The organism is Asanoa sp. NPDC050611 (genome assembly GCF_040654855.1).
Classification (GTDB): domain Bacteria; phylum Actinomycetota; class Actinomycetes; order Mycobacteriales; family Micromonosporaceae; genus Asanoa.
Genome location: NZ_JBFAIU010000192.1, coordinates 1010 through 14323, shown reverse-complemented (window position 1 = coordinate 14323; position 13314 = coordinate 1010). Strand labels below are relative to the sequence as shown.

Annotated in this window: 11 protein-coding genes; 4 read left to right on the top strand and 7 right to left on the bottom strand. The window is 73.3% G+C overall.

What is annotated here, in order from left to right; genetic code table 11:
• Positions 1 to 59 precede the first annotated feature (59 nt).
• On the bottom strand, positions 60 to 1883 hold the full coding sequence (gene sucB, locus AB0H87_RS26095) for a 2-oxoglutarate dehydrogenase, E2 component, dihydrolipoamide succinyltransferase (protein WP_360150793.1): 1824 nt from the start codon (positions 1881 to 1883) through the stop codon (positions 60 to 62).
• 43 nt (positions 1884 to 1926) lie between these two features.
• Positions 1927 to 3354: a dihydrolipoyl dehydrogenase gene (gene lpdA, locus AB0H87_RS26090; protein WP_360150790.1), complete on the bottom strand. Its 1428-nt coding sequence runs from the start codon at positions 3352 to 3354 to the stop codon at positions 1927 to 1929.
• Between the two features lie 104 nt (positions 3355 to 3458).
• On the opposite strand from lpdA, the gene AB0H87_RS26085 reads away from it, so the two are divergent.
• Positions 3459 to 3782, top strand: a complete 324-nt coding sequence (locus AB0H87_RS26085) for a hypothetical protein (protein WP_360150787.1) — start codon at positions 3459 to 3461, stop codon at positions 3780 to 3782.
• 58 nt (positions 3783 to 3840) lie between these two features.
• Here the strand turns inward: AB0H87_RS26085 and AB0H87_RS26080 are convergent, their stop codons facing one another.
• Positions 3841 to 5403: a leucyl aminopeptidase gene (locus AB0H87_RS26080; protein WP_360150784.1), complete on the bottom strand. Its 1563-nt coding sequence runs from the start codon at positions 5401 to 5403 to the stop codon at positions 3841 to 3843.
• A 147-nt stretch (positions 5404 to 5550) separates the two neighbouring features.
• Here AB0H87_RS26080 and gcvT point away from each other — a divergent pair, with 147 nt between their 5' ends.
• Positions 5551 to 6669, top strand: coding sequence for a glycine cleavage system aminomethyltransferase GcvT (gcvT, locus tag AB0H87_RS26075; RefSeq protein WP_360150781.1), 1119 nt, complete (start codon positions 5551 to 5553; stop codon positions 6667 to 6669).
• Here gcvT and cobS read toward each other — a convergent pair.
• Together cobS and AB0H87_RS26065 are read right to left on the bottom strand one after the other, a co-directional pair.
• Positions 6658 to 7407, bottom strand: a complete 750-nt coding sequence (gene cobS, locus AB0H87_RS26070; RefSeq protein WP_360150778.1) for an adenosylcobinamide-GDP ribazoletransferase — start codon at positions 7405 to 7407, stop codon at positions 6658 to 6660. The two genes, gcvT and cobS, sit on opposite strands and share 12 nt — an antisense overlap.
• Positions 7400 to 9442 carry a bifunctional adenosylcobinamide kinase/adenosylcobinamide-phosphate guanylyltransferase gene (locus tag AB0H87_RS26065; RefSeq protein WP_360150775.1) on the bottom strand — a complete coding sequence of 681 codons (2043 nt, stop codon included), beginning with the start codon at positions 9440 to 9442 and terminating at the stop codon, positions 7400 to 7402. The genes cobS and AB0H87_RS26065 overlap by 8 nt, the downstream gene beginning before the upstream one ends.
• Before the next feature lie 94 nt (positions 9443 to 9536).
• Between AB0H87_RS26065 and AB0H87_RS26060 the strand changes: the two genes are divergently transcribed.
• The gene (locus tag AB0H87_RS26060; protein ID WP_360150772.1) at positions 9537 to 9737 is read left to right on the top strand and encodes a hypothetical protein; all 201 of its coding nucleotides are present in this window, start codon (positions 9537 to 9539) and stop codon (positions 9735 to 9737) included.
• On the top strand, positions 9734 to 10525 hold the full coding sequence (locus AB0H87_RS26055; protein WP_360150769.1) for a site-2 protease family protein: 792 nt from the start codon (positions 9734 to 9736) through the stop codon (positions 10523 to 10525). Before AB0H87_RS26060 ends, AB0H87_RS26055 begins: the two co-directional genes overlap by 4 nt.
• A gap of 59 nt (positions 10526 to 10584) precedes the next feature.
• Here AB0H87_RS26055 and AB0H87_RS26050 read toward each other — a convergent pair whose 3' ends face one another.
• Both AB0H87_RS26050 and AB0H87_RS26045 read right to left on the bottom strand, forming a co-directional pair.
• Positions 10585 to 11604: an aldo/keto reductase family protein gene (locus AB0H87_RS26050; protein WP_360150766.1), complete on the bottom strand. Its 1020-nt coding sequence runs from the start codon at positions 11602 to 11604 to the stop codon at positions 10585 to 10587.
• A gap of 51 nt (positions 11605 to 11655) precedes the next feature.
• Positions 11656 to 13314, bottom strand: a 1659-nt coding sequence (locus AB0H87_RS26045) for a WG repeat-containing protein (RefSeq protein ID WP_360150763.1), incomplete at its 5' end; no start/stop codon positions are given.

The following is a 13314-nucleotide window of genomic DNA, read 5'->3' as shown; positions in this document are numbered from 1 at the left end:
GTTGTCGAACGCCAGGCACAGCGCCGGATTGCGAAGCCGGGCCTTTCAGCGGAGAGCGATCAGGCGAGACCGAGGTCCGCCTCGAAGTTGCCGGCCTCCAGGCGCTCCTTGATGGCCGTCAGGAAGCGGGCCGCGTCGGCGCCGTCGACGATGCGGTGGTCGTACGACAAGGAGAGGTAGACCATCGACCGCGGGGCGATGACCTCGCCCAGGTCCGGGTCGTCGATGACGACCGCGCGCTTGACCACCGCGCCCGTGCCCAGGATGGCGACCTGGGGCTGGTTGATGATCGGGGTGTCGATCAGCGCGCCCCGGCTGCCCGTGTTGGTCAGCGTGAAGGTGCCGCCCGACAGCTCGTCGGGGCTGATCTTGTTGGCGCGCGTGCGCTCGGCCACGTCGGCGATCCGGCGGGCCAGGCCCGCCAGGTTGAGGTCACCGGCGTCCTTGATGACCGGGACGACGAGGCCCTTCTCGGTGTCCACCGCGATCGCCAGGTGCTCGGCGTCGTAGTAGGTGACCTCGCCGGCCTCCATGTCGATCTTCGAGTTGACGGCCGGGTGGGTGCGCAGGGCCTCCACCGACGCGAGCGCGAAGAACGGCAGGAACGACAGCTTCACGCCGTGCTGCTGGAGGAAGTCGTTCTTGGCCCGCTGGCGCAGCTGCGCGATGCGGGTGACGTCGACCTCGACCACCGTCGTGAGCTGCGCCGAGACCTGCAGCGACTCGACCATGCGGGTCGCGATCGTGCGGCGGATCCGGCTGAGCTTCTCGACCCGGCCGCGCAGCGGGCTCGGGGCCGCGGGGGCCTTCGGGGCCGCGGCCGGCTTGGCGGCGGGAGCCGCGGCCGGTGCGGCGGCCTTGGCCTCCGCCTCCGCCTTGGCGCGGGCCGCAGCGTCGAGCACGTCCTGCTTGCGGATGCGGCCACCGACACCGGTGCCGTTCACCGTCGACAGGTCGACGCCCTGGTCGGTGGCGAGCTTGCGGACGAGCGGGGTCACGTAGCCGTTGCTCTCGTCGCCGCTCGGCGCCGGGCGGGAAGCCGCGGGAGCGGGCTCGCGCGCCGGTGCGGGCCGCTGGGCCGGCGCCTTCGGCGGCTGCTGCGCTGCCGGCTCAGCCGCGGGCTCGGCGGCGGGCGCCTCCTGCTTGGGCTCCGGGGCCGGGGCGGGCTTGGTCTCGGCGGCCGCGGGAGCCGGCGCGGGGGCCGAAGCGGCCGGGGCCGCACCTCCGGCGGCGCCGATCACGGCCAGCGCCGCGCCGACGTCGGCGGTCTCGTCCTGCGGCACCTTGATCTCCAGCAGCGTGCCGGCGACCGGTGACGGGATCTCGGTGTCGACCTTGTCGGTGGAGACCTCGAGCAGCGGCTCGTCGACCTCGACGCTGTCGCCGACCTCCTTGAGCCAGCGGGTGACCGTGCCCTCAGTGACGCTCTCGCCGAGCGCCGGCATCGCGACCACAGTGGACTCACCGCCGCCGTCACCGGAACCGGACTCGGACCCACCGGAAGCCTGCGCGACGGGCTCAGGCTCACGCGCGGGCTCGGGCTCGGCGGCCGGCTCAGGCTCGGGCTCGGGCTCGGCCTCCTCGGCCGCCGGCGCGGCCGCGGCCGGCGCCTCCTGCTCCGCCGGCGCCGCGGCACCGCCGGAACCCTCGCCGTCGATCACCGCGAGCTCGCTGCCCACCTCCGCGGTCTCGTCCTCACGGACGACGATCCGGCTGAGCACACCGGCGGCCGGCGACGGGATCTCCGTGTCGACCTTGTCGGTGGAGACCTCCAGCAACGGCTCATCGACCTCGACGGTGTCACCCTCCTGCTTCAACCAGCGGGTGACCGTGCCCTCGGTGACGCTCTCGCCGAGGCGAGGCATGGTGACCGATACCGGCATCTCTCTCAGGACTCCTTTGTCAATGCGACCGGGACGCCGCCGATCAGGCGTGCGCGTGCAGCGGCTTGCCGGCCAGGGCCAGGTGGGCCTCGCCGAGGGCCTCCGACTGCGTCGGGTGCGGATGGATGAGCTGGGCGACCTCGGCCGGGTACGCCTCCCAGTTGTAGATCAGCTGTGCCTCGGCGATCAACTCGCCGACCCGTGCGCCGACCATGTGAATGCCGACGACCGGCCCGTCGTCGACCCGGACGACCTTGACGAAGCCCTGGGTCTTGAGGATCGAGCTCCGGCCGTTGCCGCCGAGGTTGTAGTTGTAGGCGGTCACCTTCTCGGCACCGTACTTCTCCTTGGCCTTGGCCTCCGTGAGGCCGACCGACGCGAGCTCCGGGTCGGAGTAGGTGACCCGCGGGATGCCCGCCTCGTCGATGACCGGCGGGTTAAGGCCGGCGATCTCCTCGGCGACGAAGATGCCCTGCTGGAAGCCGCGGTGGGCGAGCTGCAGGCCGGGCACGATGTCGCCGACCGCGTAGACGTTGCCCACGCCGGTGCGCAGCCGCTCGTCGGTGATGACGAAGCCGCGGTCGAGCTTGATGCCCTGGTCCTCGTAACCCAGGTTGGCGGTGGTCGGGCCGCGGCCGACGGCGACCAGCATGATCTCGGCCTCGACGGTCTCACCGCCGGCGATGGTCGCGCGTACGCCGTTGTCGGTGCGCTCGACCTTCTCGAACGGCTTGCCGACCTTGAAGTTGATGCCGCGCTTGCGGTAGGCCCGCTCCAGCGCCTTCGACAGGTCCTCGTCCTCGGCGGCGACCAGTCGGGGCAGCGCCTCCAGGACGGTCACGTCGGCGCCGAACGACTTCCACGCGCTGGCGAACTCGACGCCGATCACGCCGCCGCCCAGCACGATCGCCGAGGTCGGCACCCGGTCGAGGGTCAGCGCGTGCTCGCTGGTGATGACCCGCTCGCCGTCGACCTCGAGGCCCGGCAGGCTCCGCGAGTAGGAACCGGTCGCGAGGATGATGTTGCGCCCGGTGTAGCGGGTGCCGTCGACCTCGACGGTGTCCGGCGCGACCAGCGTGCCGTGGCCCTCGACGTACGTGATCAGCTTGGCGCCCTTGACCAGGCCCTGCAGGCCCTTGTAAAGGCGGCCGACGACGCCGTCCTTGTAGGTGTTGACGCCCACCATGTCGACGCCGAGCAGCTCGGCCTTGACGCCGAACGACTCGGACTCGCGGGTCTGGTCGGCGATCTCGCCGGCGTGCAGCAGCGCCTTGGTCGGGATGCAGCCCCGGTGCAGGCAGGTGCCACCGAGCTTGTCCTTCTCGATCAGCGCCACGGACAGGTCGAGTTGTGCGGCGCGCAGCGCGGCCGCGTAGCCGCCGCTGCCACCTCCGAGGATCACGACGTCGAAGGTTGCGTCGTTCGGCTGGCTCACAGTCATCTCCCAGGTCGCGCGGGCTACCTCGGCCATCTTGTCACTTGTGGAGCCTGCCCGCGTAACGAGGTACCCGCCGAGCTTGCGCCAAGACGTACGCTTGCCGCAGTCTTCGATGTCCGTTTCGTAGGGGAGGGTCGGTGTCCTGGTTCCGACGCCGGAAAGGAACACCTGGTCGGCAGGCGGAAAGGCCGGCAGCGCAAGCCGATCTCGACCATCTTGAGCAGTTTGTCCGCTCGCGCCGCGGCGTCGAGGCGTTCATCGAGCCGAAGACGACGGTCACGGAGACCACAGTGATGCTGATCGCACACGACGGCGAGTGGACCCGCCGCCGGATCGACGGTCCCGAAGGCGCCCGTCGGTTCGCGCACCGGCTGGCGATACCCGTTTACGACGTGCGCCTGGTCGGCTACCCGCAGCGCATGCGTGACTACAACGAGCGCCGCAAGCGCGCCGCGAACTGAACCACCGCAACAGCAAGGCCCCACCGCGTACGCGATGGGGCCGTTCTGCTGTTGAGGGCTATTCGGCCGCGATCCGGTCGACCAGCTCCAGCAGGGTCCGGACCGGGACACCGGTGCCGCCCTTCGACCAGTGCCCGGTCGGCTCGCCCGAGTGGTAGCTCGGCCCGGCGATGTCGATGTGCGCCCACGGCACGCCGTCGGCGACGAACTCGCGCAGGAACACGCCGCCCTGCAGCATGTGCCCGGCCCGGTCCATCGACGCGTTGACCTGTGAGATGTCGGCCACGTCGGAGTCCATGCCGGTGCGCACGTCGTCCGGCAGCGGCATCGGCCACGCGGCCTCGCCGACCGCCTCACCCGCGTCGCGTACCCGGTCGCACATCTCGGTCGTGCCCATCACGCCGGCCACCCGCTTGCCGAGCGCGATCACCTGGCCGCCCGTCAGCGTCGACGTCTCGAACAGGTAGTCGCAGCCGTCCGCGCAGGCGCGGGCCATCGCGTCACCGAGGATCATCCGGCCCTCGGCGTCGGTGTTGAGCACCTCGACCTTCTTGCCGTTGAACATCGTCACGACGTCGCCCGGCCGGTACGCGGTGGCCGACGGCATGTTCTCCGCCATCGGCAGGTAGCCGCTGACCTCGACGTCGGGCTTGAGGTCGGCGATCGCGAGCAGCGTCGCGGCGACCGCGGCCGCGCCGGCCATGTCGCTCTTCATCTCCCACATGCCCTGCGCGGGCTTGATGGAGACGCCGCCCGTGTCGAACGTGATGCCCTTGCCGACCAGGGCCACCCGCTTGCGGGCGCCGTCGCCGGCCGGCTTGTAGGTGAGCTTCACCAGCCGCGGCGGGGCGGCGGAGCCGAGGCCGACGGCCAGGATGCCGCCGTAGCCACCGGCCTGCAGCGCGGCCTCGTCGAGCACCTCGACCTCGAGCCCGGCCGCGCTCGCGGCCGCGACCACGGCGTCGGCGAACGCCGGCGGGCGCAGGTCGTTGGGAGCGGTGTTGACCCAGTCGCGGCAGCGGGCGACGACCCCGGCCACCGTCAGCGCGCGGGTCACCTCGTCCTGCGCGGTCTTGTCGCCGGCGTCCGGCACGTGCACCGCGATGTCCGCGACCGGCAGGCGCGGTGCGGGCTTGGTCTTGTAGCCCGCGAACTTGTAGGAGCCGAGCAGGGCACCCTCGGCGACGGCGCGCAGCGCGGCCGGCCCGTCCTCGTCGTCCGGCAGGGGCAGCGCGACCGCCACCGAGCCGTTGCCGGCCAGCGAGCGGACCGCGGCGGCGGCGCCGCGGCGCAGGATCTCCGGAGCGGGCGCCGCGCCGGTCGGCTCCGGGCCGAGGCCGACCACGGCCACGACGGGCGCGGCCACGGTGCCCAGGGTGGCGACCTTGGTGACCTCGCCGGCCGAGCCGGAGGCGCCGAGCCGGGCCAGCGTCTCGGTCAGCTTGCCGTCGAACGCCGCGGCGATGCTCTCGGCGCCACTGGCCAGCAACAGGGCGCCGGCCAACCCGGGCGGACCGTCCCCACCCGAAACGCTGTGCACACCGATCACGATGGCGTCGGTGGTCAGTTCGGCGGGATCGGTGTCGACGAGGCGAAGAGCGGTGGTCAAGGGCGCGGTCACGCGGCGGCTCCGGACTTGGCTTGGGGTCGGCCGCTCATGACGGCCGCCCGATCAGGGCGGGACGCCCGCCGGCCGAAACTGACGACCACGAGACGTCTTGTCCCGCCGATGCTAACCATCCCGACCGATCCCGGTAAGTTGCCACCCATGACCGACGCCGTACCGGGATCACCGAAGCTCTCTCCCGTCCACGACCGGCACGTCGCGCTGGGCGCGAAGTTCGCGCCGTTCGGAGGCTGGGAGATGCCCCTGGAGTACCCCGGGGGTGGCGTGATCCGCGAGCACACCGCGGTGCGCACCGGCGTCGGCATCTTCGACGTGTCCCACCTCGGCAAGGCCCGCGTGCGCGGTGCCGGCGCCGCGGCGTTCGTCAACGCGTGCCTGGCCAACGACCTCGACCGGATCCGCCCGGGCCAGGCGCAGTACACGCTGTGCTGCGAGCCGGCGACCGGCGGCGTGGTCGACGACATCATCGCCTACCGGTACGCCGACGACCACGTCTTCCTGATCCCCAACGCGGCCAACACCGCCGAGGTGGTCCGCCGGCTGCGGGCGGCGGCGCCGGCCGGGCTGACGGTGACCGACGAGCACACGGAGCACGCGATCTTCGCGGTCCAGGGCCCCTCGTCGGCGCCCGTGCTCGCGTCGCTGGGATTGCCGACCGAGCACGACTACATGAGCTTCGAGCCGGCCACCCTCGAGGGCGTCGATTTGGTCGTCTGCCGCACCGGCTACACCGGCGAGCACGGCTACGAGCTCGTGGTCCCGGCCGCCGGCGCCGGCGCGGTGTGGGACGCGGTGCTCGCCGCCGGCCACTCGGCCGGCATCCTGCCGTGCGGCCTCGGCGCCCGGGACACCCTGCGCACCGAGATGGGGTACGCGCTGCACGGCCAGGACCTCGGCCCGGACATCACCCCCGTGCAGGGCCGGGTCGGCTGGGCGGTCGGCTGGAACAAGCCGGAGTTCTGGGGCCGCGAGCCGCTGCTGGCCGAGAAGGCCGCCGGTCCCCGGCGCACCTTGCGCGGCCTGGAGGCGGTCGGCCGGGCGATCCCGCGTCCGCACATGACGGTCTACGTCGGTGACCAGGCGGTCGGTGAGATCACCAGCGGGACGTTCTCGCCGACGAAGAAGGTCGGCATCGCCCTGGCGCTGCTGGACACCGCGGCCGAGCTCAAGGACGGCGACACGGTCGAGGTCGACATCCGTGGGCGCCGCGCCGAGATGAAGGTGGTCAAGCCACCGTTCGTCACCCCGTCAGTGCGTTAGCACGAGTACGAGCAGCGCCAGGCCCGTCGCCACCTCGACCGCGGCCCCGAGCACGTCTCCGGTGACGCCGCCGAAGCGGCGCACCGCGTGCCGCACGAGCAACAGGCTCGCGGCCAGGCCGGCCGCCACGGCCAGCGGACCCTGCCACGGCCGGCCCGGCACCGCGAACACGGCGAGCGCGACGGTCGGCACGGTGGCCTCGACCAGCCCGGCGGGGGTGACCGTGCCGGCGACGAGCGCGCCCAGGCCGTCGGGCCGGGCCGGCGGAACGCCGCGGCGGCAGGCCCAGCTGACCGCGAGCCGGCCGGTGGCGAACGCGACGGTCGCGGCGAGCACCGCGTCCAGGCCGGAGAGCGAGCCGAGGGTCGCCGCCTGCAGCAGCACCGTGAGCACCAGCGCCACCACGCCGAACGGGCCGATGTCCGGCCGCTTCATGATCTCCAGAGCGGCCGGGCCGGACCGGTAGGAGCCCAGCCCGTCGACGGTGTCCGCGAGCCCGTCCAGGTGCAGGCCGCGGGTGAGCAGGGCGGCCAGCCCGACGCCGGCCGCGCCCGCGACGAGGCCGGGAGCGCCGGCCGCGTGCAGCAGCGCGACGGTGCCGCCGGTCGCGGCGCCCAACGCGGCGCCGACCAGCGGGGCGAGCGTCATCGCCTTGGCCGCGGCGGCGCGGTCGACCCGGCCGGCGCGGACCGGCAGGACGGTGAAGGTGGTCAGCGCGAGCCGCAGGCCGTCAGGCACCGCGGGCGGGCTTGTCCGTTTCGGCCGAGTCGAACCAGCTCTCCAGGGCGGACGGCGCGGGCTCCGGCTCGACCGGGGCGTGACCGTTCTCGCCGGCGGCGTCCCGCTGCGCGGGGACCGGCTCGGCAGGACCCGCGTCGGCGGCCGTGGCCGCGGCCGGGGTCGGGTCGGCGGTGGCCGGGGTCGGGTCGGCGGTGGCCGGGGTCGGGGTGGCGGTGGTGGCCGGGTCCGCCGGCCAGGCCGACGGCGGCAGGCCGGCCGGGCTCTCCGGCTCATCGAGGGAGTCGTGCGCGGCCAGCGTCTCGTCGTCGGGCGCCACGGCCGGGTGCACCGGCAGCGTCGCCGCCAGCGAGAGGGCGGTCCGCAGCAGCGGCAGGGCGGCCAGCGCGGTGGCGCCCTCGCCGAGCCCGAGCCGCAGGTCGAGCAGCGGGGTCAGGCCGAGCACGTCGGCGCCGAGCTTCACCGCCGGGTCCTCGCCGTGGTCGGGCAGCAGGCACCAGTGCCGGGCCTGGCCGGCCAGGTCGCGGGTGACCAGCGCGGCGGCGACGCCGACCGGACCGTCGAGCAGCACCGGCACGCGGCGGGCGGTGGCGCCGAGGATCAGGCCGGTGGCCACGGCGATGTCGCCGCCGCCGAGGTCGGCCAGCACCTGCTTGGCGCTGCGGGCGTTGCGCCGGACGCGGTGCATCGCGTCCCGGACCGCCGCGCACCGGATCATCCAGGCGTCGTCGTCGATCTCGGCGCCGGGCACCACGACCCGGCCCAGCACCGCGGCCGGCTCGGCGCCGGTGGTCGCGGCCAGCACGGCCGCCGCGGCCGCCGCGGAGCCGGCGCCGCAGGCTCCCACCACGAGCAGGTCGACGCCCGCGTCGGAGGCCTCCTCGGCCAGCCGCCAGCCGTAGCGCAGCGCCGACTCGACCTCATCGAGCGCGAGCACCTCGCGCTCCTCCATCGCGGCGCAGGCAGTTGCGTCGACGACCTGGAGGGTGGCGCCGGCTTCCGCGGCCAGTCGGGCGAGCGGGCCTTCGCCGGCCCGGGCCTGGTCGGCCAGCCGCCGGGACTCGCCGGGCAGCGTGCCGGCGGCCGCGCCGCCGTTGTGGTCGCCGCGGATCAGGACCACGCGCGGGGAGCGCCACGGGCGCGGGTCGGGCCGGCCCTGGGTGGCGGCGGCGAACTCGACGACCTTCTGCAGCTTGCCGAAGCCGGCGCCGCCGAGGTCGAGGGTGGGCAGCCGGTCGTGCGCCTGCGCCGGGGTGAACTCGTCGGGCATCGGCAGGGCCATGCCCTGCTGGATGACCAGGCCGGTGGCCAGCGCGGGCAGGGTCATGGTCGCTGCGGCCCAGCCGGGCTGCCCGTCGGCGCCCGCGGCGGCGTCGGCGGTCGGCGTCGGGGCCGGGGTCAGCACCTCCGGCGAGGTCTCCGGCACCACGGGGGCCGCCTCGACCGGGGCCGAGACCGGGGCCGAGGCCGGAGCGGCCTGCTTCAGCCAGGTGACCTGCCCGGCCACCACGAGGGCAACCGCGTCCGCCGCGTCGGCGACCGCGCGGTTGGTCGTGCCGAGCGCGTCCGTGTACGCCCGTCCGACCGTCGTCAGCGGCACCAGCGAGAGGCCGACCTCCGAGGTCACCAGGATCAGCCGCGCGGCGCTGTCACGTACCGCCGAAGCCAGGTCCGTGATCGCCGCCACGTCGTCGGCCGGCTGCCGCTCGGGGTCGATCAGCCCGGTCACCCAGCCGCCGAGGTCGTCGACCAGCAGGGTCTCGCCCTCCTTGGCGCCGGAGATGATCTCCAGCAGCCGGGTCGGGTCGGCGCCGGTCTCCTCGGTCGGCCAGGCCGCCGGCCGGCGCTCACGGTGTGCCGCGACGCGCGCGTCCCAGTCCGGGTCGTCGTCGGCGTCGCCGCGCGGGCCGGCGGGGGAGCCGGTGGCGACATAACGGACAGGACCGCCCTCACCAACCAGGGATTCGGCGAACTCGGACTTACCAGACCGGATCCCGCCGAGGACGAGAACGGAGCGCCAGCCGTCTACGGACATGCCCCGTACCTTACGGGCGCGCGCTATGCCTCGGGGTAGCGGTGGTCGCCCGACTAGGCTGTGTGAGGTTTACATCGCGAGGGGAGTCGAACCGATGCCGTGGAGCTGGCGGTACGAGGGAGCGGACGGCAAGCCGGTGACCGGCCCTGCCGAGACGTTCGGAAGCCAGGCCGATGCCGAGTCGTGGATCGGTCAGACCTGGCGCGACCTCGCCAGCGCCGGCGTGGCGACCGTGGTCCTGGCCGAGGATGACCGGGTGGAGTACCGCATGCCCCTGGCACCCGCGGGCGAATGAGCGACTGGCGGCGGTGGGAGCCGCCCGTGCTGGGGCTGCCCAGGGCGGCGTTCCGCCCGAGTGCGATCTTCCTGGCCCTCGTGGCGATCTGCGCCCTGAGCGGCGTGATGGCCTGGCACCAGGTCACCCCGCGGCTGGCCGTGTTCCTGTTCGTCGTCTCGGGCTGGCTGGTCTCGCTGTGCCTCCACGAGTACGCGCACGCGATCGTCGCGTACCGGGCCGGCGACACGGACGTGGCCCACCGCGGCTACCTGACGCTGAACCCGCTCAAGTACAGCAACGTCCTGCTGTCGATCGTCCTGCCGCTGATCGTGGTGGTGCTCGGCGGCATCGGCCTGCCCGGCGGTGCGGTCTGGGTCGACCACGCGGCGATCCGGGGCCGGCTGCGCAAGTCGCTGATCAGCCTGGCCGGCCCGGCGACCAACCTGCTGTTCACGATCGTCCTGGTGATCCCGTTCGCGTTCGACCCGGACGTCTTCGTGCACCTGGAGTTCTGGTCCGGGCTCGCGCTGCTGGCGTTCCTGCAGCTCACCGCGACCGTGCTCAACCTGCTCCCGGTGCCCGGGCTCGACGGCGGCAACGCGCTCCAGCCGTGGCTCAAGCCCAACACCCAGCGGATGTACAACGTGCTGGCGCCGTACGGCTTCATCCTGCTGTTCGTGCTGCTCTGGGAGCCGACGGTCAACCGCTACTTCTTCGACGTCGTGTACGCCGTCGGCGACGTGCTGGGCCTCGACCGCCAGCTCTACGCGCTCGGCTTCGACGTGATCCGCTTCTGGCAGAGCTGACCGAGGGACGGCCCTGACGGCGACGGCGGCGCGGCCCGGAGGTCGCGCCGCCGCCCGTGTCAGGCGCGGATGTCCCGCGGCGACTCGGTCCGGGCCGGGTCGCGCTCGACCAGCCCGCCGAGCACCTCGTCGATCTGCTTGAGGAGGCTCTCCTCGAGCTTCACGCCGGCGGCCTTGACGTTGTCGTGGACCTGCTCCGGCCGGGTCGCACCGACGATCGCCGAGGCCACGTTGGGGTTCTGCAGCACCCAGGCGACCGCGAGCTGGGCCATCGTCAGCCCGGCCTGCTCGGCCAGCGGCTTGAGCTGCTGCACGGCGGTCAGCACCTCGTCGGACATGAACCGCGAGATGACGCCCGGCTCGTCGCTGCCGCGCGAGCCCGCCGGCGCCGGCTGGCCCGGGAGGTACTTGCCGGTCAGCACGCCCTGGGCGATCGGCGACCAGACGATCTGGCTGACGCCGAGCTCCTCCGACGTCGGGACCACCTCGGCCTCGATGACCCGCCACAGCATCGAGTACTGAGGTTGGTTCGAGACCAGCGGGATGTGCAGCTCACGGGCGAGCTTGTGGGCCGCGCGGATCTCCTCGGCGCGCCATTCGGAGACGCCGATGTAGTGGGCCTTGCCGGCCCGCACGACGTCGGCGAACGCCTCCATCGTCTCCTCGAGCGGCGTGCCGTAGTCGTACCGGTGCGCCTGGTAGAGATCGACGTAATCGGTCTGCAGCCGGCGCAGCGAGCCGTCGATGGACGCCATGATGTGCTTGCGCGACAGACCGCGGTCGTTGCGCCCGGGGGTGGCGGTGTCGTCCGGACCGGTGGGGACGGCCGGCCAGTACACCTTGGTGAAGATCTCGAGGCCCTCGCGACGGTGACCCTTGAGCGCGCGGCCGAGCACGGCCTCGGCGCGGGTCCCGGCGTAGACGTCCGCGGTGTCGAAGGTGGTGATGCCGGCCTCGATGGCGGCACGGACACATGCGACGGCGGCGTCCTCCTCGACCTGGGAACCGTGGGTGATCCAGTTCCCGTACGAGATCGCGCTGACCTGAAGGCCGGATCGGCCTAGGTGACGGAATTCCATGTGGGACACATTAACCCCGCCCGAGGTCCGTTCCGTTTTCGGATGATCTTGCTACAAGACAGGCTTGGTGTCCGCCAACAACCGGTCTATCTCCTCGGTGACCGCGGCCCGGCTGCCGTGCACGACGTCGATCAGCGGCTCGCCCTTGCGGTCAAGCGCGCCCCAGAGCCCCTGCCCGCCGCCGACCAGGAACGCGACCGGGTGGATGACCAACGCCGGGAACCGCGGCGGCACGATCACGCGGCCGTTGCGGTCGACCACGCCCTTGCGTCCGCCGGAGTCCACGACGGCCAGCCCCTCGTCGGTGAAACCGTCCACATAGCGGCCGTCGGTCAGCGCCGTCGCGAACCCGGTGTATTGGGGCGGCAACACGGTGCGACCGCTCTTGTCGATCGCGCCCCACGCGCCCCGCTTGACGGCCGCGACCCCGCCGCGGAACGGTCGGACGTCCTCGAACCCGATGTTGATGACGACGTCGCCGGACTTCTCGACGGCCAGCCAGTTGCCGCGCCCGTTGTGCGAGACCCAGGCGAGCCCGTCGTGGAACGAGCCGACGCCGATGAAGCCCAGCGACGCGAAGATGCGCACCTCGCCGGACTCGTCGATCAGCTCCCACGGCTCGGTCTCGGGCCGGCGCACCCAGGCGACGCCCTCCTTGAACGGCTGCACCTCGGCGTAGCTCGGCGCGATCGCCCAGTCACCTGTCGCGTCCACGTACCCCCAGCGCTGCACCTTCTCGCTGAACATCGGCTTCGGCGGCTTGTGCAGCTGGAGGATCTCGTCCTCGTCCCGCGGGTACGGACCGAGGCCGTGCTTGGCCACCTTCGCCAGCACCGCGTCCAGCGCCTGCTCCGTCCGGGCGATCAGCTCCGGATCGTCCACCTTGCGCAGGTCCAGGGCCTTTTCGAAGTGGTTGCACGCTTCGATGTAGCGGCCCTGGTCGTAGCAGGACCGGCCGGCGTGCTCGTGCATCGTGGCGCGGAGGCGGTCCGGCAGCTCGGGGGAGTTGGCCAGCGCGTTGAGCCGGTCCGCCTCCGCGTAGTCACCGCGCCACTGCAGCACGTGCGCGAGCCGGGCCTGCGCGATCGCGATCCGGCGCAGCTCGCCGGTGGCCTCGGCGTGTGCGAGCGCGAGCTTGCCGTCGGCGAGCGCCTTGCCGAGATCGCCGAGGATCCGCGACACCACGGCGCGCAGGCTGAGCAGCCGGGCCCGGGACGGGTTGTCGGTGGCCGCGTCGACCTTCGTGGTGAGCTGGTCCCGGATCGCCCGGAGCTCGTCCGGGTCCTCGACCAGCTCGCGCAGCGTCTCGTGGTGGAACCGCCACTGGTAGGCGGCGAGCACCTGCTCCGGGTCCTTGGGCTCCGGCTCCGGCTCGTCCTCGTCCTTGGTCGGGGCGACGACGGGGTGCAGCATCGTCGGCGCCCGCAACGCCGTCGCGGCACCGGCCGCGGTGCCTTCCGGCACCGGCAGCACCGTGTCCGCCGACGCCTCGACCTCGGGCTCCGCGGTGGGTTCCGGCTCGGAGGCGCCTTCCGCCTCGGTCTCCTCGGCCGCACTCTCGCTCGGGGTGGCGTCCGCCTCCACCGGTTCGCCCTCGGCCTCGTCCTGGGCGTCCGCGGCCGGTTCGTCCGTGCTCGCGTCCGCCGGGACCGCCGTCTCGGTGCTGTCGCCGTCGCCGCCCGCGGGCACGGTGTCCTGCGGTGGCGCGGC